This is a genomic window from Microlunatus panaciterrae, from assembly GCF_016907535.1.
Taxonomy (GTDB): Bacteria; Actinomycetota; Actinomycetes; order Propionibacteriales; family Propionibacteriaceae; genus Microlunatus; species Microlunatus panaciterrae.
On sequence record NZ_JAFBCF010000001.1, the window covers coordinates 3,460,070 to 3,482,456 of the forward strand.

15 protein-coding genes and 1 pseudogene are annotated in these 22,387 nt (G+C 68.7%); 12 read left to right on the forward strand and 4 right to left on the reverse strand.

Translation table 11 applies throughout. The features are described from left to right. Positions 1–3 precede the first annotated feature (3 nt). The gene (locus tag JOE57_RS15780) at positions 4–891 is read left to right on the forward strand and encodes an ABC transporter ATP-binding protein (RefSeq protein ID WP_204919496.1); all 888 of its coding nucleotides are present in this window, start codon (positions 4–6) and stop codon (positions 889–891) included. Next, the gene (locus JOE57_RS15785; protein WP_275588361.1) at positions 884–1,591 is read left to right on the forward strand and encodes an ABC transporter ATP-binding protein; all 708 of its coding nucleotides are present in this window, start codon (positions 884–886) and stop codon (positions 1,589–1,591) included. The genes JOE57_RS15780 and JOE57_RS15785 overlap by 8 nt, the downstream gene beginning before the upstream one ends. On the opposite strand, the gene JOE57_RS15790 is transcribed toward JOE57_RS15785, so the two are convergent. Beyond that, positions 1,573–2,031, reverse strand: a complete 459-nt coding sequence (locus JOE57_RS15790; RefSeq protein WP_239578974.1) for a PaaI family thioesterase — start codon at positions 2,029–2,031, stop codon at positions 1,573–1,575. The genes JOE57_RS15785 and JOE57_RS15790 overlap by 19 nt on opposite strands. A 70-nt stretch (positions 2,032–2,101) precedes the next feature. On the opposite strand from JOE57_RS15790, the gene polA reads away from it, so the two are divergent. The 7 genes from polA to JOE57_RS15825 all read left to right on the forward strand — a co-directional run bounded on the left by polA (position 2,102) and on the right by JOE57_RS15825 (position 13,154). After that, positions 2,102–4,855, forward strand: a complete 2,754-nt coding sequence (polA, locus tag JOE57_RS15795; protein WP_204919501.1) for a DNA polymerase I — start codon at positions 2,102–2,104, stop codon at positions 4,853–4,855. A 236-nt stretch (positions 4,856–5,091) separates the two neighbouring features. After that, positions 5,092–6,570 carry a 30S ribosomal protein S1 gene (rpsA, locus tag JOE57_RS15800; RefSeq protein WP_204919503.1) on the forward strand — a complete coding sequence of 493 codons (1,479 nt, stop codon included), beginning with the start codon at positions 5,092–5,094 and terminating at the stop codon, positions 6,568–6,570. Between the two features lie 87 nt (positions 6,571–6,657). Further along, positions 6,658–7,272, forward strand: a complete 615-nt coding sequence (coaE, locus tag JOE57_RS15805) for a dephospho-CoA kinase (RefSeq protein WP_204919505.1) — start codon at positions 6,658–6,660, stop codon at positions 7,270–7,272. A gap of 254 nt (positions 7,273–7,526) precedes the next feature. After that, positions 7,527–8,714 (forward strand): PrsW family glutamic-type intramembrane protease, encoded by a 1,188-nt coding sequence (locus JOE57_RS15810; RefSeq protein WP_239578975.1) that lies wholly within the window; start codon positions 7,527–7,529, stop codon positions 8,712–8,714. Then, positions 8,711–9,751, forward strand: coding sequence for a hypothetical protein (locus JOE57_RS15815; RefSeq protein ID WP_204919509.1), 1,041 nt, complete (start codon positions 8,711–8,713; stop codon positions 9,749–9,751). The genes JOE57_RS15810 and JOE57_RS15815 overlap by 4 nt, the downstream gene beginning before the upstream one ends. A 99-nt stretch (positions 9,752–9,850) precedes the next feature. Next, positions 9,851–11,947 (forward strand): excinuclease ABC subunit UvrB, encoded by a 2,097-nt coding sequence (gene uvrB / locus JOE57_RS15820; RefSeq protein WP_204919511.1) that lies wholly within the window; start codon positions 9,851–9,853, stop codon positions 11,945–11,947. Positions 11,948–12,182: 235 nt separating this feature from the next. Next, positions 12,183–13,154, forward strand: a complete 972-nt coding sequence (locus tag JOE57_RS15825; RefSeq protein WP_204919512.1) for a TerC family protein — start codon at positions 12,183–12,185, stop codon at positions 13,152–13,154. A gap of 59 nt (positions 13,155–13,213) precedes the next feature. Here the strand turns inward: JOE57_RS15825 and lon are convergent, their stop codons facing one another. Continuing rightward, positions 13,214–15,574 (reverse strand): endopeptidase La, encoded by a 2,361-nt coding sequence (gene lon / locus JOE57_RS15830; RefSeq protein WP_204919514.1) that lies wholly within the window; start codon positions 15,572–15,574, stop codon positions 13,214–13,216. 153 nt (positions 15,575–15,727) lie between these two features. On the opposite strand from lon, the gene JOE57_RS15835 reads away from it, so the two are divergent. After that, on the forward strand, positions 15,728–16,951 hold the full coding sequence (locus JOE57_RS15835; RefSeq protein WP_204919516.1) for a hypothetical protein: 1,224 nt from the start codon (positions 15,728–15,730) through the stop codon (positions 16,949–16,951). Here JOE57_RS15835 and JOE57_RS15840 read toward each other — a convergent pair. Beyond that, entirely contained in the window at positions 16,918–17,586 is a 669-nt protein-coding gene (locus JOE57_RS15840; protein ID WP_204919518.1) for an MBL fold metallo-hydrolase, read from the reverse strand. The genes JOE57_RS15835 and JOE57_RS15840 overlap by 34 nt on opposite strands. Before the next feature lie 71 nt (positions 17,587–17,657). Next, entirely contained in the window at positions 17,658–18,425 is a 768-nt protein-coding gene (locus tag JOE57_RS15845; RefSeq protein WP_204919519.1) for a maleylpyruvate isomerase family mycothiol-dependent enzyme, read from the reverse strand. A gap of 89 nt (positions 18,426–18,514) precedes the next feature. Between JOE57_RS15845 and uvrA the strand changes: the two are divergent. Next, positions 18,515–21,403: pseudogene (uvrA, locus tag JOE57_RS15850) on the forward strand (excinuclease ABC subunit UvrA); the annotation flags it as partial. A gap of 503 nt (positions 21,404–21,906) precedes the next feature. Further along, positions 21,907–22,341, forward strand: coding sequence for a Rieske (2Fe-2S) protein (locus JOE57_RS15855; RefSeq protein ID WP_338041341.1), 435 nt, complete (start codon positions 21,907–21,909; stop codon positions 22,339–22,341). Positions 22,342–22,387 lie beyond the last annotated feature (46 nt).

A 22,387-nucleotide genomic window follows, 5' to 3' on the forward strand; every position in this document is an offset into this window, starting at 1 on the left:
GCGATGACGCAGGCCGAGGCCGACACGCAGGCTCTGCTGACGGTGGAGAACGTCACTATGCGGTTCGGCGGCCTGGTGGCGGTCGACTCGGTCAACTTCCACGTCAACCCGGGTGAGATCGTCGGACTGATCGGTCCGAACGGCGCCGGCAAGACGACCTTCTTCAACTGCCTGACCGGGCTCTATCTGCCGACCACCGGCCGGGTCGTCTTCGACGGGGCGGTGCTGCCACCCAAGCCTCGCAAGGTGGTCAAGGCCGGGATGGCCCGGACCTTCCAGAACATCAGACTGTTCGGCAACATGACGGCGCTGGAGAACGTGATGGTCGGACGCTACTGCCGGACCAGCTCCGGGGCCTTCACCTCCATCATCCGCGGCCCCAAGTTCCGCCGGGAGGAGCGCGAGACCCGGGCTCGGGCGCAGGAGCTGCTCGACTTCGTCGGGCTCAGCACGGTCACCGACCATCTCGCCCGCAACCTCTCCTACGGTGACCAGCGCCGGCTGGAGATCGCCCGGGCGCTCGCGACCGAACCGAAGCTCGTGCTGCTGGACGAGCCGACGGCGGGGATGAACCCGCAGGAGACCCGGCAGGCGGAGCAGTTGATCTTCAAGATTCGCGACTCCGGCCTCGCTGTGGTGGTGATCGAGCACGACATGCGGTTCATCTTCAACCTCTGCGACCGGGTGCTGTGCCTGGTGCAGGGCAAGGCGTTGATCGAGGGGACACCGGCCGAGGTGCAGTCGGACCCGCGGGTGATCGAGGCCTACATCGGCACCGGGCCGGCCGAGGAACCGGCCGCCGCAACGACCGGCCCGGATCCGACCGGCGGTAGGACCGCACCGGAGCCGACCGGGAGGCCCGCACCGGATGAGGGGGACCGCCATGCTTGAGGTCAAGGACCTGAAGGTCGCCTACGGCCGGGTCCGCGCCGTCAAGGGGATCACCTTCAAGGTCGAGCAGGGCCAGGTGGTCACCCTGGTGGGCACCAACGGTGCCGGCAAGACGACCACGCTGAAGACCATCTCCGGCCTGCTGCGGCCCGAGTCCGGCGAGATCTGGTTCGACGGGAAGCGGATCGACGGCGTCCCCGCACACGAGGTGCTGACCCGCGGTCTGGCGCAGTCGCCCGAGGGGCGGCGGATCTTCCCGCGGCTGACGGTCGAGGACAACCTGCGGCTGGGCGCCTTCGCCCGCCGGGACAAGGCGGGGATAGCCAAGGACCTGGCGCGGGTGTTCGCCCTGTTCGACATCCTCGAGGCGCGGCGGGCCCAACCCGCCGGTACCTTCTCCGGGGGCGAGCAGCAGATGCTGGCGATCGGCCGGGCGATGATGAGCCGACCGAAGCTGCTGATGCTGGACGAGCCGTCGATGGGGCTCTCGCCGCTGATGATGCAGCGGATCATGTCCACCATCGTCGAGCTCAAGTCCGAGGGTGTCACCATCCTGCTGGTGGAACAGAACGCGCAGGCGGCGCTGTCGCTCGCCGACTACGGCTACGTGCTGGAGGTCGGCAGGATCGTGCTCGAGAACACCGGCAGAAACCTGCTGGTCGACGAGGCGGTCCGCAAGGCCTACCTGGGTGAGGACTGAGCTCGCTGGGCGCCGGCCAGCAGGTCGACCGGCGTAGCCCGGGCCGGTGCCAGCTGACAGGTGACCCGGGCTGTCGCGATCCGCTCACCGGTGTCGTCGGTCAGCGCCACGTCGTAGCTGACCACCGTACGGCCGAGCCGCAGCGCCGTCGCCGTGCCGGTGACCCAGCCCTCGGCCACCGAACGGTGGTGGGTGGCGTTGATGTCGACACCGAAGGCGAGCCGGTCCGGCAGCGCGTGGCTGGCGGCGCCGATCGACGCCAGCGTCTCCGCCAGCACGCAGGAGGCGCCCCCGTGCCATAGGCCCATCGGCTGGGTGTTGCCCTGGACCGGCATCCGGCCGACCACCCGTTCGGCGGACAGCTCGAGCACCTCAAGCCCCATCTTCTCGTCCAGCGCGCTGCGGACGTTGAGGAACCACTCCGGCAGGTCGGTCGTCATGAGCGTCAGCATAGGTGCCCGGCCGGACGGTGGCGGTGGGCTGTCTGAGGTCGCGGATAGAGTCTGAGCTGTGCCGACCGTCAAGAAGCCGCCGACCGCCAGCCCCAGCACCGCGACCGCGGACGGGTCGACCGAACGTCCCAAGCTGCTCTTGATCGATGGGCACTCGGTGGCCTACCGGGCGTTCTTCGCGCTGCCGGTGGAGAACTTCTCCACCACCACCGGACAGCACACCAACGCCGTCTACGGCTTCACCTCGATGCTGATCAACGTGCTCCGGGATGAGCGGCCGACCCATCTCGCGGTCGCCTTCGACGTCTCCCGACAGACCTTCCGGTCGGAGGTCTACACCGAGTACAAGGCGAACCGCTCCAAGGCGCCGGACGAGTTCCGCGGCCAGGTCGACCTGATCAAGGAGGTACTGACCGCCCTCAACATCGTGCACCTGGAGAAGGAGGGGTTCGAGGCCGACGACATCATCGGCACGCTCGCCACCCGGGCAGCCGCAGCCGACATGGACGTGCTGATCTGCACCGGCGACCGGGACGCGCTGCAGCTGGTCTCGGACCGGGTCACCGTGTTGTACCCGCGCAAGGGCGTCTCCGACCTGGCCCGGATGACTCCGGCTGCCGTGCAGGAGAAATACCTGGTCACCCCCCGGCGTTACCCCGACCTGGCAGCACTGGTGGGGGAGAGCAGCGACAACCTGCCCGGCGTGCCCGGGGTGGGGCCGAAGACGGCGGCCAAGTGGCTGGAGCAGTTCGACGGTCTGGAGCACCTGCTGGTGTCGGCCGGCGAGATCAAGGGCAAGGCCGGCGAGGCCCTCCGGGAGCGGCTCGACGACGTCCGCCGCAACCGGCAGGTCAACGCCCTGGTGCTCGACCTCGAGCTGCCGTTCACCGTCGACGACTTCCTCCGCCGGGACTGGGACCGTGAGGCGGTCCACCAGCTCTTCGACGGCCTGGAGTTCCGGGTGCTGCGGGACCGGCTGCTGGAGACCCTGCCCAACGAGGAGCCGCAGCCGGAGGGCGGGTTCGAGGTGACCGGGCAGATCCTGGCCGCAGGGGAGCTGCCCGGATGGCTGCAGCGGCACGCCGCCGGCGCGCGGACCGGCGTCGACGTCATCGGCCACTGGGGGTCGGGGACCGGTGACATCGGCGCGCTCGCGCTGGCGGCCGCCGACGGCGCCGCCGCCTACGTCGAGGTGACCGAGCTCGGCCCCGAGGACGAGAACGCGCTGGCCGCCTGGCTGGCCGACCCCACCCGGCCCAAGGCGCTGCACGACACCAAGGGACCGCTGCTGGCCGCCTGGGCCCGGGGCTGGGACCTGCTGGGGATCACCTCCGACACCCAGCTGGCCGCCTACCTGACCCGGCCCGACCAGCGCACCTTCGACCTGGCCGACCTCACCGTCCGCTACCTGAAGCGGGAGCTCCGGGTGGAGACGGCCGGGGTCCCGGCCACCCAGGACCAGCTCGCCCTCGACTTCGGCGACGATGACTCCGGCGCCAAGGTGGCGGCCGAGGCGGCGATGGTCCGGGCCCGAGCCGTGATCGACCTCGCCGAGGCGCTGGACGCCGGCATCGAGGAGCGGAACGAGACGGCGCTGCTGCGGGACGTGGAGCTGCCGCTGGTGCGCACCCTGGCGCGGATGGAGAAGACCGGCGTCGCCATCGACCTGGACCACCTGCACCAGTTGGAGTCCGAGTTCGACTCGACGGTCAACCGCGCCGCCGACGAGGCGTTCCGGGTGCTCGGCAAGCAGATCAACCTGGGGTCGCCGAAGCAGCTGCAGGTGGTGCTCTTCGACGAGCTGGGGATGCCGAAGACCCGCAAGACGCGGACCGGCTACACCACCGACGCCGAGGCGCTGCAGCAGCTCTACGTCAAGACCGGGCATCCGTTCCTGGAGCAGATGCTGATCCACCGCGACGCGATCCGGCTGCGCCAGACCGTCGAGGGCCTGCTCAAGTCGGTCGCCGACGACGGCCGGATCCACACCACCTACGTGCAGACCATCGCCGCCACCGGGCGACTGTCCAGCACCGACCCGAACCTGCAGAACATCCCGATCCGGACCGAGGAGGGGCGCCGGATCCGGGAGGCGTTCGTCGTCGGCGAGGGCTTCGAGTCGCTGCTGACCGCCGACTACTCCCAGATCGAGATGCGGATCATGGCTCATGCCAGCGCCGACGCCGGGCTGATCGAGGCGTTCCGCTCGGGCGAGGACTTCCACACCGTGATGGCGGCCAGGGTCTTCGGCGTCCCCGCCGACCAGGTGGACACGGCGCAGCGGGCGAAGATCAAGGCGATGAACTACGGCCTGGCCTACGGCCTCAGCGCCTACGGTCTGAGCCAGCAGCTGGGGATCGAGGTGTCCGAGGCCAAGGGACTGATGGACGAGTACTTCGAGCGCTTCGGCGGGGTCCGCGACTACCTCCGGTCCCTGGTGGCGGAGGCCCGCCGGACCCAGTACACCGAGACCATGCTCGGTCGGCGGCGCTATCTGCCGGACCTGAACAGCGACAACCGGCAGCGCCGGGAGATGGCCGAGCGGATGGCCCTGAACGCCCCCATCCAGGGATCCGCGGCCGACATCATCAAGGTGGCCATGCTCAAGGTGGAGCGCGCGATCGACGCCGCCGGGATGCGCAGCCGGATGCTGCTCCAGGTGCACGACGAGCTGGTGTTCGAGGCCGCCCCGGGTGAGGCGGCCGCCCTGGAGGAGCTGGTCCGCGAGCAGATGGGACACGCGGCAGAGATGACGGTTGCGCTGGACGTCTCGGTCGGCACCGGCCGGTCCTGGCACGAGGCCGCCCACTGAGCGGCTGCCGGCAGGGGCCTGGACCGTTATCTGGCCGAAATTGACCCTCATTCGCCCGACTCGGTAGTCTGGGTGGGCGCTGTGGCCTGCGTGACTTCGGACAGAGTAGGTCACGCTCGTACGAGTCGAACGCTTGTCAGCACCGGGTTTGAAGAACCTCCGTTGATTCCTCGGCACCTACGGACCGGGCTACGGCGTGCAACCCAACCGTAATCCCACTATCGGAGCCCTACTACATGACGTCCTCCCTTGAGGCACCACCGCAGGTCGCAATCGACGACTTCGGATCGCCCGAAGCCTTTCTCGAGGCTATCGACGCAACCATCAAGTACTTCAACGACGGTGACATCGTCACCGGCACCGTCGTCAAGGTCGACCGTGACGAGGTCCTCCTCGACATCGGCTACAAGACCGAGGGTGTGATCCCCTCCAAGGAACTCTCCATCAAGCACGACGTTGACCCGTTCGACGTGGTCAGCGTGGGCGATGAGATCGAGGCCCTGGTCCAGCAGAAGGAGGACAAGGAAGGTCGGCTGATCCTCTCCAAGAAGCGGGCTCAGTACGAGCGCGCCTGGGGGACGATCGAGAAGATCAAGGAAGAGGACGGGGTCGTCACCGGCCATGTCATCGAGGTCGTCAAGGGCGGCCTGATCATCGACATCGGTCTGCGCGGCTTCCTGCCCGCCTCACTGGTCGAGATGCGCCGGGTCCGCGACCTCCAGCCGTACGTCGGAATGGAGCTCGAGGCGAAGATCATCGAGCTGGACAAGAACCGCAACAACGTGGTGCTGTCCCGGCGGGCCTGGCTGGAGCAGACGCAGTCCGAGGTGCGGCAGAACTTCCTCACCCAGCTGCAGAAGGGCCAGATCCGCAAGGGCGTCGTGTCCTCCATCGTCAACTTCGGCGCGTTCGTCGATCTTGGCGGCGTCGACGGCCTGGTGCACGTCTCCGAGCTGTCCTGGAAGCACATCGACCACCCGAGCGAGGTTGTCGAGGTCGGCACCGAGGTCACCGTCGAGGTGCTCGATGTCGACATGGACCGCGAGCGCGTCTCGCTGTCGCTCAAGGCCACTCAGGAAGATCCGTGGCAGGCATTCGCCCGCACCCACCAGATCGGCCAGATCGTGCCCGGTAAGGTCACCAAGCTGGTTCCGTTCGGTGCTTTCGTGCGGGTCGAGGAGGGCATCGAGGGTCTGGTGCACGTCTCCGAGCTCGCCGAGCGTCACGTCGAGATCCCGGAGCAGGTCGTCCAGGTGAACGACGATGTGATGGTCAAGATCATCGACATCGACCTGGAGCGCCGCCGGATCTCGCTGTCGCTGAAGCAGGCCAACGAGGGTGTCGACGCCGGAGCCGAGGACTTCGACCCGACCCTGTACGGCATGAGCGCGTCCTACGACGACCAGGGCAACTACCTCTACCCGGAGGGCTTCGACCCGGAGACGGGCGAGTGGCTCGAGGGCTACGACGAGCAGCGCGCCGCCTGGGAGCAGCAGTACGCCGAGGCGCACGCTCGCTGGGAGGCGCACAAGAAGCAGGTGGAAGAGGCCGAGGCAGCCGAAGGCGCGGCTGCCGAAGGTTCCTCCTACTCGTCCGCCAGCACCGCAGGCAGCGAGCCGGCGGCTGCCACCGGGACGCCGCAGGCACCCGAGGGTTCGCTGGCCTCCGACGAGGCTCTGCAGGCGCTGCGGGACAAGCTCACCGGCGGCAACTGAGCCGAGCGGCCCACCGGCAGCACGAACGACGACGAGACCTCTCACCTGCGGGTGGGAGGTCTCGTCGTTTCCGGGATACTGAGCCCCATGCTGAGGGTCGGACTGACAGGGGGCATCGCCTCGGGCAAGACAGCGGTGTCGGAGCTGCTGCACCGCCACGGTGCGGTGATCATCGACGCTGACCTGCTGGCCAGAGAGGTGGTGGCACCCGGCACCCCGGGGCTGGCTGCGGTGGTCGAGCGGTTCGGGCCAGCAGTGCTCGCCGACGGGGCCCTGGACCGGGCCGCACTGGGCAAGATCATCTTCAGCGACGCCGCGGCTCGACGCGACCTGGAGAAGATCATCCACCCGGCGGTCCGGCACCGCGCGGCCGAGCTGGAGCGGCAGGCGCCGGTCGATGCCGTCGTAGTGCACGTGATCCCCCTGCTGGTGGAAACCGGTCAACAGGACGGCTTCGACCTGGTCGTGGTCGTGGACGTGGATCCTGAGGTGCAGCTCGCCAGGCTGCTGGAGCGCGGGGGTCTCTCGGCCGAACAGGCCGGCGCCAGGATCGCCGCCCAGGCGTCCAGGCAGCAGCGGCTCGCGGTCGCCGATGTGGTGATCGACAACAACGGCTCCCCGTCCCGGCTCGAGCGCCGGGTGGCCGAGCTGTGGGCCAGCCTCCGCAGCCCGGCCACCGGCGAGGGCTTTGCGAAAACGTGATCACAACGTTGTCAATGGTGTTTGCGGGCGACCCTGTGATACGGGACCCTAAGTGGCGTCGGGTGTCTTCCGCCCCGACTTGATCAAGGAGGTTGGCGTTGGAATGCCCACGTTGTCGGGCTGAGATGCCGGAGGTGGCGCACTTCTGCCAGATCTGTGGGCAGGACATGCGATCCCCGGACTTGGCGCGACGGAAGTCGTTTGCTGTCAAACCGGACGAGCCGGTTGCTTCGTTTGCACTGATCTCGACGATCATGCCGCGCGGGGTCGGACAGCGCCCGCAGACCTACCGGGTCGCCCTGGTCATCGCGTTGACCGTCGCCCTGCTGGCGGCGATCTTCGGCGCCATGCCGATCGCCGTGCTGGTGGCTGCCTTCGCCATCCCGGTGGTCTACATCGTCTACATCTACGACGTGAACCTCTGGGAGGACGAGCCCATTCCGGTGACGGCGCTGGCCTTCGTCCTCACCGGGGCACTCACCATCGCCTTCACCATCGTCTGGCGGATGCTCGCCGGCAACGCCGTTCCGATCACCGGGCTGGGTGGGGAGACCATCTCGGCCCCCACCATCGGAGGCTTCCTGATCATGGCCCTGCTGGTGCCGATCATCGGCGAGGCGATCAAGCAGGTCGGCCCGATCATCCTCGCCAGCCGGCCCGAGTTCGACGACCTGATGGATGGCCTGACCTTCGGTGTCATCTCCGGCGTGGCGTACGCCACCTTCGACACCCTGGTCAAGCACTGGGACCTGCTCACCGGTGGCCTGGTGGCACAGGACCCCGGTCAGTGGGTCTCGTTGATCTTCCTCGAGGGCTTCGTCAAGCCGCTGCTGTTCGGTACAGCGACCGGTATCGCCTGCGCCGAATACTCAGGCCTGGGCAAGGGCTACGACGGCTTCACGCCGCGCTACTACCGTGGGCTGGCCGAGGCGATCGTGGCCAACATCGCCTACCAGGCAGGTGCCTACCTGTTCTCGTTCGTGTCGAACTCGGCCACCGGCATCTTCCTGAGCATCCTCTGGGGCATCATCATCCTCGGCATCCTGATCCTGAGAATCCGCAACGTGCTGCATGTGGGGCTGATGGAGGCGGCGCTGGAGCGGTCGGCCCGCCAGGGCGGCCTCGGTGCCGCCGGCGAGCTGCAGTTCTGTGCCCAGTGCGAGATGCCGCTGCTGGAGCACGCAGCCTTCTGCAACGCGTGCGGTACGGCCGTCCGGGTCACCCCCAAGTCCCACCGGGTCAAGGTGCTGGCAGCTACGGGAGCCGGCCCAGCCGGGGCGCACGCTGCCGGTACGGCCGGAGCTGCCGAGGACACCCTCGCCCAGCAGCCGCCACCGACTGTGGGGTCCGAACAGCCCAGCACCCCGACAGCACAGCCGCACACAGCGGCCGAGGACACCGCTCAGGACACGTTCCGCAATGACGAGGAGGGCCGGGCATGAGCCAGGACCCGGGCCAGTGGGGCCCTCAGCCGGGCGGCTACCCACCTCAGGGACCACCGCAGGGGCAGGGTGGCTACCCGCCGCAGGGCCCAGGCGGTTACCCACCGCAGGGGCCGGGCGGGTACCCGCCGCAGCCGCAGCCGGGCTATCCGCAGCAGCCGCAGCAGCCGGGGCAGCCAGGGCAGGGGTACAGCCAGCCGGCCGGCTACCCGCAGGGTGGCTACCAGGGACCGCCGCAGCAGTTCGGGACCGGTCAGGGCCTCGGGGGCGGTCAGGGTGGCTTCGGTGGTGGACAGGGTCCCGGCGGCCCGACCGGCCCCGGTGGGGCGCCGAAGAAGAAGAGCAACGCGATGATCATCGGCATCGTGGTGGCAGCGGTCGTGCTGTTGGCTGCGGTCGGTGGGATCGTGATCGCCCTGACCAACGGCAAGGACCGACCCACGGTCACCATCACGCCGGGGCAGCAGACCACCCCATCCTCCGGCCCGACGACGTCCAGTCCGCCGGACAACCCGACCCCGTCGCCGTCGACGACGACGGACCAACCGTCGCCCAGTGCCTCGCAGGAGCAGCAGCCGCCGGGCGAGTCGATCGACCTGGGCAACAACATCACGTTGACCCCGGCGGCCGGTTGGGACCTGAAGAGCAAGAAGCCGAACCTGGCCCAGCTGAGCAACGGACGCGACGTGTTCGTCGGTCAGCAGGCGCAGCTGCAGGCCACGGCGACGCCGGAGCAGGTGTGCACTGACTACCACAAGCAGCTGTCGGCGAAGTACAGCGACCCGAAGCTGGGCGAGGCGAAGGCCCGCGACCTCGGCAACAGCAAGGTCAAGGCCGCCGCCTGCTCGATGATGGTGACCGTGGCAACGTCGCAGGGGTCAGCCCAGATCCAGGTCACCTCACTGGTGTCGATCCGGTCCGCGGACGGCCTGGCGGTGGTCGGGACGGTGTACTTCGACAAGGGCAGCGACCTGACACAGCTCAACAAGGACTTCGCGTCCATGGTGGTGTCGATGGTGAAGGGGCAGGTGTCCTGACGCCGCATTGCCGGTAGAGAGTCGACGCCGAGGGCGTCTCCGCAGTCCAGCGGAGACGCCCTTCGCGCTTTGTCAGTGGCCGGACGTAGTCTCGATGTCATGCGTCCGGTCCATGAGCTCCAGCGTCGGGTGGCCCCGTTCCGGGTCGAGAGCGACTTCGACCCCTCCGGGGACCAGCCCGCGGCCATCGCCGACCTGGAACGCCGGATCAACGCCGGCGAGCAGGACGTGGTGCTGTTGGGCGCCACCGGCACCGGCAAGACCGCGACCATCGCCTGGCTGGCCGAGCGGCTGCAGCGGCCGATGCTGGTGATGCAGCCGAACAAGACGCTGGCTGCCCAGTTCGCCAACGAGCTGCGCCAGTTCTTCCCCAAGAACGCGGTGGAGTACTTCGTCTCCTACTACGACTACTACCAGCCCGAGGCGTACGTCCCGCAGACGGACACCTACATCGAGAAGGACTCCTCGCTGAACGAGGAGGTGGAGCGGCTGCGACACTCGGCAACCAACTCGTTGCTCACCCGGCGGGACGTCATCGTGGTGGCGACCGTGTCGGCCATCTACGGCCTGGGCAGCGCGGAGTCCTACCTCGAGCGGATGGTGACGCTCAAGGTCGGCGAGGAGATCGAGCGGGACTCGCTGCTGCGCCAGCTGGTCGGCATCCAGTACGCGCGCAACGACCTGGCCGGCACCCGAGGGACCTTCAGGGTCCGTGGCGACACCCTGGAGATCTTCCCCAAGTACGAGGAGCTCGCGGTCCGGGTCGAGTTCTTCGGCGACGAGATCGAGCGGCTGTCCACCCTGCACCCGCTCACGGGAGAGGTGGTCTCCGAGGACCAGGAGATCTTCATCATGCCGGCCAGCCACTACTCGGCCGGACCGGACACGATGGAGCGGGCCATCAGCACGATCGAGGCCGAGCTGGCCGACCGGCTGGGCGAGCTGGAGCGCGAGCACAAGCTGCTGGAGGCGCAGCGGCTGCGGATGCGCACCAGCTATGACATCGAGATGATGCGCCAGATCGGCACCTGCTCCGGCATCGAGAACTACTCCCGGCACATGGACGGGCGCGGACCGGGCACCCCGCCGAACTGCCTGCTGGACTACTTCCCGGAGGATTTCCTGCTGGTGGTCGACGAGTCGCACGTGACCGTCCCGCAGATCGGCGGCATGTACGAGGGCGACATGTCCCGCAAGCGGACCCTGGTCGAGCACGGCTTCCGGCTGCCGAGCGCGATGGACAACCGGCCGCTGCGGTTCGAGGAGTTCGTCGAGCGGATCGGGCAGACGGTCTACCTGTCCGCCACGCCGGGCAACTACGAGCTGGCCCGCTCGGACGGTTTCGTCGAGCAGATCATCCGGCCGACCGGCCTGATCGACCCGGAGGTCATCGTCAAGCCGACCCAGGGCCAGATCGACGACCTGATGGCCGAGATCAAGCTCCGGACCGAAAGGAACGAGCGGGTGCTGGTCACCACGCTGACGAAGAAGATGTCGGAGGACCTGACCGACTACCTGTTGGAGAACGGCGTTCGGACCCGCTACCTGCACTCCGAGGTGGACACCCTGCGCCGGATCGAGCTCCTGCGTGAGCTGCGGCTGGGGGAGTACGACGTCCTGGTCGGGATCAACCTGCTGCGCGAGGGCCTCGACCTTCCGGAGGTGTCGCTGGTCTCCATCCTGGACGCCGACAAGGAGGGCTTCCTGCGCAGCGAGAAGAGCCTGATCCAGACGATCGGCCGTGCCGCCCGGAACGTGTCCGGGCAGGTGCACATGTACGCCGACCGGATCACCGACTCGATGGCCGCCGCCATCGACGAGACCAACCGGCGCCGGGAGAAGCAGGTCGCCTACAACAAGGCGAACAACGTCGACCCGATGCCGCTGCGGAAGAGGATCGCCGACATCACCGACATGCTGGCCCGGGAGGACGCCGATACCGAGGAGCTGCTCTCCGGGGGTGGCCGTCGGCGCAAGTCGCCGGTGCCGGCGCTGGGCGCGGACGGAGAGGCCGGCGCCCACGCCCGCAAGCTGGCCGGGATGCCGGCAGGGGACCTGGCCGACCTGGTGGAGGAGCTCACCTCCCAGATGCACGCCGCTGCCGCCAACCTCGAGTTCGAGGTGGCCGCCCGGCTCCGGGACGAGATCTCAGAGCTGAAGAAGGAGCTGCGGCAGATGGTGGAGGCCAACCGCTGACCGGTCCACCCCGGCAGGTCCCGCCCGGCCGCCGGGTGTCAAATTCGCCTAGCGCCGGGGCGACCTGACATAGTGGACGGCGGAGGGGAGTATTCCTTCGCGTCGGCATCGTCATCACGGCTGCCTCCCGTACGAGCTCGTCCGGGCGCTCCCGGTGCCATCGGCTAGGCGACTAGCGGAAGAGACCTCCGAGACGTCAATGTTCTCGGATCGAGTTTCTCGAAAGGCTGCGCGCATGCACGTACACCTCTACGCCTGGATCATCACCGTTGTCGTGATGATCGCGGTTCTCGCCATCGACGTCTTCATCATCGGACGCCGCCCGCATGAGCCGTCGATGAAGGAAGCCGGACTGTTCATCGGGATCTTCGTCAGCCTGGCGGTCCTCTTCGGCTTCGGGGTATGGGCCATCTCGGGTGCACGCTATGCCGGGGAGTTCTTCGCCGGCTGGCTGACCGAGTACAGCCTGTCGATCGACAACCTGTTCATCTTCGTCATCATCATGACCAAGCTCAAGGTGCCCAGGCACCTGCAGCAGTTCGCGCTGATGGTGGGCATCATCCTCGCCCTCGTCATGCGCGGCATCTTCATCGCTGTCGGCGCGGCGGCCATCGACCGGTTCAGCTGGGTGTTCTTCCTGTTCGGCGCCTTCCTGCTCTACACCGCCGTCAAGCTGGTGCTGGACTACCTCAAGGAGGAGGACGAGGAGGCGCCGGAGAACCCGGCCATGCGCTATGTGAAGAAGCACTTCAAGTCCACCGATGACTTCCGCGGTACCCGACTGACCGTGCTGCAGGACGGTCATCGGTTGATCACCCCGATGCTGTTCGTGATCATCGCGCTCGGCAGCACCGACCTGTTGTTCGCGCTCGACTCGATCCCGGCGATCTACGGTCTGACCCAGGAGCCGTACCTGGTGTTCACCGCCAACGTCTTCGCCCTGATGGGGCTGCGGCAGCTGTACTTCCTGATCGGCGGCCTGCTCCGCCGGCTCGTCTACCTGTCGATCGGACTGTCGGTCATCCTGGCCTTCATCGGGCTCAAGCTCGTGCTGCACGCTCTGCACGAATACCACGTGGTCGACTTCGAGGTGCCGATCTGGCTCTCACTGACGTTCATTATCGTCACCCTCACCATCACCACAGTGGCAAGCCTGGTCAAGTCCAGCAACGAGGAGAACGCCAAGGCGGCCGAGGAGCTGCTCTAGCTCGAAGGCACAACGGCCCCCGACCGCCAAGCAGGCGGACGGAGGCCGTTGAGCAGGGGTCAGGCCGCGCTGTGCCGCACCGGCTCGGTGCCGGTCAGCTCACCCTCGATCGCGTTCGCGAGCAGGTCGGCCACATCACTCACCGGCCGGACGTCGATGGCCGCGAGCACCTCGGCGGGTACGTCGTCCAGGTCCGGCTCGTTCCGCTGGGGGACGAAGACCGTGGTCAGCCCGGCCCGCTGGGCGGCCAACAGCTTCTGCTTGACGCCGCCGATCGGCAGCACCCGCCCGTTCAGCGTCACCTCCCCGGTCATCCCGACGTCGGAGCGCACCGGGCGGCCGAGAGCCATCGACGTCAGGGCGGTCACCATCGTGACACCCGCCGACGGACCATCCTTGGGCACCGCACCCGCGGGGACGTGGATGTGGATGTTGCTGTCCAGGATCTCCGGCCGGGTGATGCCCAGCGCAACGGCGTGCGCCCGGACGTAGGACAGCGCGATCTGGGCCGACTCCTTCATCACGTCGCCGAGCTGACCGGTCAGGGTCAGCCCACCCTTGCCCTCCACCGCGTTCGCCTCGATGAAGAGCACGTCACCGCCGAGGCCGGTCACGGCGAGGCCGGTGGCCACACCGGGCACTGAGGTGCGTTCGTGAGCCTCGGAGGTGAACCGGGGCCGGCCCAGGTAGTCGCGCAGGTTGGCCAGGTCGATCACCACCCGGTCCGGGCGCGAGTCTCCCGTCGGCGCCGGCAGCCCCACCAGCCGGGTGGTGGCCTTGCGCAGCGCCTTGGCGATCAGCCGCTCCAGCTGGCGGACACCCGGCTCGCGGGTGTAGTCGGCCGCCATCATGCGCAGCGCCTCGTCGGTGAGCCGCACCTCGTCGGCGGTCAACGCCGCCCGCTCCAGCTGACGGGGGAGCAGGAAGTCGCGGGCGATCGCGATCTTGTCATCCTCGGTGTACCCGTCCAGCGCCACCACCTCCATCCGGTCCAGCAGAGCCTGCGGGACCGACTCGACCACATTGGCCGTCGCCAGGAACAACACGTCGGACAGGTCGAGGTCGACCTCGAGGTAATGGTCGCGGAAGGTGTGGTTCTGAGCCGGGTCGAGCACCTCCAGCAGAGCCGCGGCCGGATCGCCACGGTAGTCCGAACCGACCTTGTCGATCTCGTCCAGCAACACCACCGGGTTCATCGAGCCGGCCTCGCTGATGGCCCGCACGATCCGGCCGGGCAGCGCACCGACGTAGGTGCGCCGGTGTCCCCGGATCTCGGCCTCGTCGCGTACCCCGCCCAGGGCCACCCGGACGAAGGTGCGGCCCAGCGCCCTGGCCACGCTCTCGCCCAGCGACGTCTTGCCCACGCCGGGCGGACCGACGAGCGCGAGGACGGCTCCGGAGCCACGTCCACCGACGATCTCGAGACCCCGCTCGGCCCGTCGGGCCCGGACCGCCAGATACTCGACGATCCGGTCCTTGACGTCCTCGAGGCCGTGGTGGTCGGCATCGAGGACGGCGCGGGCGGCCGCGATGTCGGTGGCGTCCCGGGTCCGCTTGTTCCACGGCAGCTCCAGCACGGTGTCCAGCCAGGTGCGGATCCAGCCCGCCTCCGGGCTCTGGTCGCTGCCGCGTTCGAGCTTGCCGACCTCGCGCAGGGCCGCCTTACGCACCTCGTCCGGCAGGTCGGCCTGCTCAACCCGGGACCGGTAGTCCTCGGCCCCCTCCGGCGCGTCCTCGCCCAGCTCCTTACGGATGGCGGCGAGCTGCTGCTTGAGCAGGAACTCCCGCTGGCTCTTCTCCATCCCCTCGCGGACGTCGTCGGCGATCTTCTCGTTCACCTCGACCTCGGCGATGTGGTCCTTGGTCCAGCCGATCAGCAGCGTAAGCCGCTGGACAACGTCGGGAGTCTCCAGCAGCTGGCGCTTCTTGGCGTCGTCCAGGTAGGGGGCGTAGCCCGCCAGGTCGGCCAGTGCCGACGTGTCGTTGACCCGGTTGACGGTGTCGATCACCTGCCAGGCGTCGCGACGCTGCAGGGTGGACACCACCAGCGCCTTGTACTCGGCGGCGAGCGCCTTGACCGTCTCGTCCGGCTCGGCGTGCTGGACCTCCTCAGCCTCCACCCACAGGGCGGAGCCGGGGCCGGAGACCCCCGAGCCGATCCGGGCCCTATGCTCGGCCCGGATGACCGCGGCGGGCTCACCGGTCGCAAGCCGACCCTGCTGCACGATCGAGGCGACAACACCGTAGGAGGCGTAGCGGTCCTCGAGCCGCGGCGCGATCAGCAACCTGCCACCGGCGCTGCTGCCGGCGGCGTCGACGGCAGCCCGGGCCGCGTCGTCCAGCTCGATCGGAACGACCATCCCGGGCAGGACGACGAGATCGGTGAGAAAAAGAACGGGTAAACGGGTGGGTGCGGCCATCGGAACCTAACCTCCAAGACTTGAGTGTCACAGACTCAAGGTCTGGCCAGGGCACTTTGTTCCAGCGTTCTCCCAGGGCGAAACCTGGCCGGCTGCACCGCCTGTGGACACCCGTAAGGTTGAAGTTGAGACCTCAGCGGAAGGAAGCCGGGCATGCCCATCGTCTTCATCCACGGTGTCGCCATCCGTGACGACAGCCAGGCTGACCTGCCGCGCAGGTACGGCAAGGTGCCCTGGGCGGAGGTGGAGGCGAGGCTGCGCGCGCACGTCGCTCCGGCGATCTCCGCCGACCCGGCCGGGGTGCCCATCCTGCGGATGTACTGGGGTGACCTGGGAGCGACGCTCGCCTGGGGTGACCGTTTCCGGGTGTCCCCTGGTCAGGAGGCCCGACACCCGGCGAAGGTCGACCTGCGTCCGCTGTCCGGCGAGGAGCTGGGCCAACGACTGGAGCACGAGGTGCTGGGGCGGACCCCCGACACCTCGCAGTGGCCGGGCCTGATCGAGGCCATCTGGGCGGTGGCGCGGCACCCGGACACGTCGGCCACCCTGCAGTCGTGTGCGACCGCGACCGAGGCGGACGACTTCCTGTCGGACGCGATCGAAGGCGCCCGAGCCTCGCTGCGGCGCAGTGGCCAGGGCGCCGACGGCCGTGAGGGACCGCGCTGGTGGGAGTCGCTGGGGAAGCAGATCAAGCCGGCCGGCGATCGGGTGCTGGCTCGCCAGCGGGCCAACATCATCGCCGTGCTGAACCGGATCCGCAGCCCGCTGGAGAACTATGTGCCGATCTTCATGGGCGACCTGCTGGCCTACCTGCGGCTCCGCGGCGACGCGCTGCACCCAGGCCCGATCCCGGCCCGGACGCTCAGTGTGCTGGCCGAGGCGCGCCAACTGCAGCTCGACCGCGGCGGTGAGCCGCTGGTGGTGCTCAGTCACAGCATGGGCGGACAGATCATCTACGACGTGATCAGCCACTTCCTGCCCCGGATGCCCCAGTACCGGGAGGTACGGATCGACTTCTGGTGCTCCTGCGGCTCGCAGGTCGGACTGTTCGAGGAGCTGAAGCTCTTTCTGGAGAGCAGCCCGGCGTACGGGGCCGGCCGGATCGAGCTGGTGCCCCGGCCGGACGAGCGGCATCTCGGCTACTGGTGGAACGTCTGGGACTACGCCGACCTGATGAGCTTCCGGGCCGAGGGGATCATCGACGGCGTCGACGACATGGGGCTGCTGTTGGGCCGAGCCATCCAGCAGAACCACAGTGCCTACCTGGACAGCGACGACTTCTACAAGATGATGGCGGCCAAGATCAAGGTGCACCTACCGGGACTCGACCTGCCCCAGCCCGGCTACCAGCCGCGGGCCCGCCAGGTGGGCAGCTGAGGTCGCTCCTGCCCGAGGACGGTGTCGTCGCCGTGGCCCGGATGGACCACCGTCTGGTCGTCGAACTCGGCAAAGACCTTGTGCTCCAGGTCGTCCATCAGGGTGGCGAAGTCGGCCGCTGAGCCGGTCTTGCCCGGGCCGCCCGGGAAGAGGCTGTCGCCGCTGAACAGGTGCGGCACCGGGCCACCACGGTAGGCCAGCGCGATCGAGCCCGGGGTGTGGCCGACCAACCCGATCACATCCAGCGACTCGTCGCCGAGCGCGATCACGTCTCCGTCCCAGACGCCGACCAGACCCTCGACCCAGGCTCCGGTGGCAATGGCGTCGACGTCCGGACGGCCGCAGACCAGCTGCGCCTGCGAGCTGCGGGCCAGCTCGGCCAGCGCCTGCCAGTGATCGCCGTGCCGGTGCGTGGTGACGATGACCGCCGGCTGCTCGGAACCGATCACCGTCGTCAGCCGCTCCGGGTCGTCGGCTGCGTCGATGAGCACGCCGGCGCCCGGTTGACCACCGGCGCGGAGCAGATAGGCGTTGTTGTCCATCGGTCCCACCGAGATCTTGGTCAGGGTGACGGTGTCCGACAGCGCAGTGACCAGTGGTGGACCGCCGGGCTCGACATGTCCCAGACCAGGCATCGTTAACCATCCTCTCGTTGGGCGCACTCTCGTTTGATGACAAGGGTCGGCCGGGGCCGGTACAGCGGAGTTCAGAGTGGCGGAAGGGTGATGCCCTCGGCGCCGGCCAGCTGCGAGCCGGCCAGCCGACCGGTCAGCCAGCCCAGCAGCAGGTTGCCGGGTCCGCTCACCTCGGAGGGTTGGCCCGTTGACGGGTCGCCGACGGAGACGGTGTGGCCCGAGTCGGCGGTCAGCCTGAGCGCCGGGAAGCCCTCCCGCTGACCCAACCGGAAGGCGAACCACTCGAGCAACCACTCGGCCGACAGGTCGTCGATATCGGCCACCTCGAAGCCGATGTCCAGGTCGACATGGTGCAGCAGCACCTCACCCAACCGGGCCAGCGGGAGCAGTCGCGCCCTGACCGTCTGGCCGCCACGGAGCTCCACCTCGGTGTCCCATGCGGCGGCCTCGTCCAGCGCCTCGAAGGCCTCGGCCAGGTGGTCGGCGGTGGTATCCAGGTCGATCTGGATCTCCAACCCGGTGCGGCCGGCGCCGGCGGCGATCTCGGCGTCGCGTTGCTCACCCGAGGCGTACATTGCGGTGGGCTGACCGGTCCGGGCCCAGTCGGTCAACCGGACCAGCGCGTCGGCCTGCCGGGCCAGGTGGGTGCCGACGTGCGCCCGGGACCAGTCCGGCAGTCTGCTGGGGGCCGACCACTGCTCGTCGGTCACGGCAATGGTGTCACCCAGCAATCGTTGGGTGGCGTGGGTCACCAGGCTCCGGACCGCGTGCAGGTCTGACCTGGACCCGGGTTCGGTGGCCGCCTTCTCCGGCTCGGCCGGCACATCACGCGAATCCATGGAAGACAACTTAGTGCGCGGCCCGGACAGCCGTGTCGGCTGGTCCCCGGCACGGCACGAGTCGAGAATTGTCAGTACGGCGGCATAGCATGTTCGGCGTGACTGACCGGCTCATCGTGCGCGGCGCGCGCGAACACAATCTCCGCAACATCTCCCTCGACCTGCCCCGAGATGCGTTGATCGTGTTCACCGGCCTGTCCGGGTCGGGCAAGTCGAGCCTGGCCTTCGACACCATCTTCGCCGAGGGCCAGCGTCGCTATGTGGAGTCCCTGTCGGCGTACGCGCGGCAGTTCCTGGGGCAGATGGACAAGCCCGACGTCGACTTCATCGAGGGCCTGTCCCCGGCCGTCTCGATCGACCAGAAGTCGACCAGCCGCAACCCCCGCTCGACCGTCGGCACGATCACCGAGGTGTACGACTACCTCCGGCTGCTGTATGCCCGCGCCGGGCGCCCGCACTGCCCGGTCTGCGGCGAGCCGATCAGCCGGCAGTCGCCGCAGCAGATCGTCGACCGGTTGATGGCGTTGGAGCCGGGCACACGGTTCCAGGTGCTGGCCCCGGTGGTCCGCGGTCGCAAGGGGGAGTACGTCGACCTGTTCCGCCAGCTGGCCGGTCAGGGCTTCAGCCGGGCCAGGATCGACGGGCAGATCCACACCCTGACCGAACCGCCGACGCTGGACAAGCAGAAGAAGCACTCCATCGACGTCGTGGTCGACCGGCTCGCGATCAAACCCAGCATGAAGCAGCGGCTGACCGACTCGGTGGAGACCGCCCTCGGGCTGACCCAGGGCGTCGTCACCATCGACTACGTCGACCTGGACGCCGCCGACCCCGGTCGGGAGCGCCGCTACTCCGAGAAGATGGCCTGCCCCAACGAGCACGACATCGGCATCGACGAGCTCGAGCCGCGGGCCTTCTCCTTCAACGGGCCGTGGGGGGCGTGCCCCGAGTGTTCCGGCCTCGGCACCCGGATGGAGGTCGACCCCGAGCTGGTGGTCCCGGACGACCAGAAGAGCCTGTCCGAGGGTGCCATCGCCCCCTGGTCGTCGGCGCATGTCGCCGACTACTTCATCCGGCTGGTCGACGCGCTGGCCCAGAGCGAGGGCTTCAGCACCGAGGTGCCCTGGGCCGAGCTGCCCAGCTCGGCCAAGAAGACCCTGCTGCACGGCGTCGGTGACCAGGTGCACGTCCGCTACCGCAACCGCTACGGCCGCGAGCGCAGCTACAACGCCCGGTTCGAGGGCGTGGTGTCCTACATCGAACGTCGGCACGCCGAGGCGGAGACCGACACCTCCCGGGAGCGGTTCGCCGGCTACATGCGCGAGGTGCCCTGCACGGTCTGTCGCGGCGCCCGGCTGAAGCCGACCTCGCTTGCCGTCACGGTCGGCGACCGCAACATCGCCGAGGTGTCGGCGATGTCGATCGACGAGGCGGCCCGGTTCCTGTCCGGTCTCGAGCTGAGCGACCGCGAGCGACAGATCGCCGAGCGGGTGCTGAAGGAGATCAACGAGCGGCTCCGGTTCCTGCTGGATGTCGGGCTCGACTACCTCTCGCTGAGCCGGCCCACGGCCAGCCTCTCCGGCGGGGAGGCGCAGCGGATCCGGCTGGCCACCCAGATCGGCTCCGGCCTGGTGGGCGTGCTGTACGTCCTCGACGAGCCGAGCATCGGCCTCCATCAGCGCGACAACCGCCGGCTGATCGAGACGCTGGTGCGGCTGCGCAACCTGGGCAACACCCTGATCGTCGTCGAGCACGACGAGGACACCATCAGAATGGCCGACTGGGCCGTCGACATCGGCCCGGGCGCGGGGGAGCACGGCGGTCATGTGGTGGTGTCCGGCACCGTCGAGGAGCTGCTGAACCATCCGGACTCGCTGACCGGCGCCTACCTCTCCGGACGGCGGAGCATCCCGCTGCCCGCGACCCGCCGGCCACGCGATCCCCAGCGGGCGATCACGGTCCACAACGCGGTCGAGCACAACCTGCGCGACGTCTCGGTGACCTTCCCGCTCGGACAGTTGATCGCGGTCACCGGGGTGTCCGGGTCAGGCAAGTCGACGCTGGTGAACAGCATCCTCTACACCGCGCTGGCGAAGCGGATCTACAACGCTCGGGAGGTGCCGGGCCGGCACCGCACCATCAGCGGCGTCGACCAGATCGACAAGATCATCCACGTCGACCAGTCCCCGATCGGGCGTACGCCACGGTCCAACCCGGCCACGTACACGGGCGTGTTCGACCATGTCCGGCGGTTGTTCGCCGAGACCCCCGAGGCGAAGGTCCGCGGCTACCAGCCGGGCCGGTTCTCGTTCAACGTCAAGGGCGGTCGGTGCGAGAACTGCACCGGCGACGGCACCATCAAGATCGAGATGAACTTCCTGCCGGACGTCTACGTCCCATGCGAGGTGTGCCACGGCGCCCGGTACAACCGGGAAACCCTCGAGGTGCACTACAAGGGCAAGACGATCGCCGAGGTGCTGGACATGCCGATCGAGGAGGGGCTGGAGTTCTTCGCGGCCCTGCCGGCGATCGCCCGGCACCTGCGCACGCTGGTCGATGTCGGCCTCGGCTATGTCCGGCTGGGGCAGTCGGCGCCGACCCTGTCCGGCGGTGAGGCCCAGCGGGTCAAGCTGGCCAGCGAGCTGCAGAAGCGCTCCACTGGGCGCACCATGTATGTGCTGGACGAACCGACCACCGGGCTTCACTTCGAGGACATCCGCAAGCTGCTGGGGGTGCTCGGCCGGCTGGTCGATGCCGGCAACACGGTGGTGGTGATCGAGCACAACCTCGACGTGATCAAGACCGCCGACTGGCTGGTCGACATGGGCCCCGAGGGCGGCTCGCGGGGCGGCATGGTCGTCGCCGAGGGGACCCCGGAGGAGGTGTCGATGCATCCTGCGTCGCATACCGGCGCCTTCCTCCGCCCCCTGCTCGACGGCCGGGAGGTGCCGGTCGGTTCGGCACAGCCTGAGCTGCTGTCCACGAGCAACGGGGCCGGCGGCAAGGCGGCCAACCCGTCGTCGGCCGGCAGGACCAGCGGTGCCAGGGGGGCCAGCCCAGCGAAGAAGAGCACCGCGAAGAAGAGCACCGCCAGCAAGAGCACCGCCAGCAAGAGCACGGCCACGACCGGCGTCGCCAGTGGAAGCGCCACCCAGAAGGCCGCCGGGAGCAGGAGCACCGCCAAGAAGAGCCCGGCCAAGAAGAGCCCGGCCAAGAAGAGCCCGGCCAAGAAGAGCACCGCCCGCAGCACCCTGGGGACCAGCCCGCGCGGCGCCGCCACCGCGGCGACGCCACGGGTGGCGGGCAAGGCGGGCGACGACAGGAGACCGGCGCGCAAGGCGAGTTGACGTTTCCAGCCTGGTCAGTTCCAACAGCTGAGACGGGATGAACCTCGGCCTGCTCGGCGTCGTCCCGTCAGTGGGAACCAACGGTGGTTCCCGGTCGTGAACCCAACAAGCGTGCCCGCCGACAGGAGAACCCCGTGTCCAAACCCGCTGGTCCCACCCGCCGCACTGTGCTGAAGTCCGCCGGCCTGGTTGCACTGGCCGGCACCGGTGCCGCCGCCCTCGGCGCCTGTACAACCGAGAGCCGGATCACCTCCCCGTCCGCCGCCAAGACCACCGGCGCCGGCGCGCGGGTCGCCAAGGCCGACGTACCGGAGGGCGGTGGTGTCATCCTGCCCGATGCGGACTATGTGGTCACCCAGCCGGCGGCCGGCCAGTTCAAGGCGTTCAGCAAGATCTGTACGCACGCGGGCTGCCCGGTTGGGCAGATCCAGAACGCCGAGATCATCTGCCCCTGCCACGGCAGCCACTTCTCGATCACCGACGGGTCACCGGTCAGCGGACCGGCCCAGAAGGCCCTGCCGGCGGCGAAGGTGACCGTGTCCGGTGCGGACCTGGTGATCAGCGGGTAGCAGTCGGGCCTGGGCCGGGCACTGTCGGTCGGCCCACCTAGTCTGG

Coding starts and splice junctions, on each gene's coding strand:
- JOE57_RS15790 (WP_239578974.1), bottom strand. CDS start 2,031: ATGACGACCGACCTGCCGGAGTGGTTCCTCAACGTCCGCAGCGCGCTG.
- rpsA (WP_204919503.1), top strand. CDS start 5,092: ATGACGTCCTCCCTTGAGGCACCACCGCAGGTCGCAATCGACGACTTC.
- JOE57_RS15840 (WP_204919518.1), bottom strand. CDS start 17,586: ATGCCTGGTCTGGGACATGTCGAGCCCGGCGGTCCACCACTGGTCACT.
- JOE57_RS15810 (WP_239578975.1), top strand. CDS start 7,527: ATGCCGCGCGGGGTCGGACAGCGCCCGCAGACCTACCGGGTCGCCCTG.
- JOE57_RS15825 (WP_204919512.1), top strand. CDS start 12,183: ATGCACGTACACCTCTACGCCTGGATCATCACCGTTGTCGTGATGATC.
- JOE57_RS15815 (WP_204919509.1), top strand. CDS start 8,711: ATGAGCCAGGACCCGGGCCAGTGGGGCCCTCAGCCGGGCGGCTACCCA.
- JOE57_RS15845 (WP_204919519.1), bottom strand. CDS start 18,425: ATGGATTCGCGTGATGTGCCGGCCGAGCCGGAGAAGGCGGCCACCGAA.
- coaE (WP_204919505.1), top strand. CDS start 6,658: ATGCTGAGGGTCGGACTGACAGGGGGCATCGCCTCGGGCAAGACAGCG.
- JOE57_RS15780 (WP_204919496.1), top strand. CDS start 4: ATGACGCAGGCCGAGGCCGACACGCAGGCTCTGCTGACGGTGGAGAAC.
- JOE57_RS15835 (WP_204919516.1), top strand. CDS start 15,728: ATGCCCATCGTCTTCATCCACGGTGTCGCCATCCGTGACGACAGCCAG.
- JOE57_RS15785 (WP_275588361.1), top strand. CDS start 884: ATGCTTGAGGTCAAGGACCTGAAGGTCGCCTACGGCCGGGTCCGCGCC.
- uvrB (WP_204919511.1), top strand. CDS start 9,851: ATGCGTCCGGTCCATGAGCTCCAGCGTCGGGTGGCCCCGTTCCGGGTC.
- lon (WP_204919514.1), bottom strand. CDS start 15,574: ATGGCCGCACCCACCCGTTTACCCGTTCTTTTTCTCACCGATCTCGTC.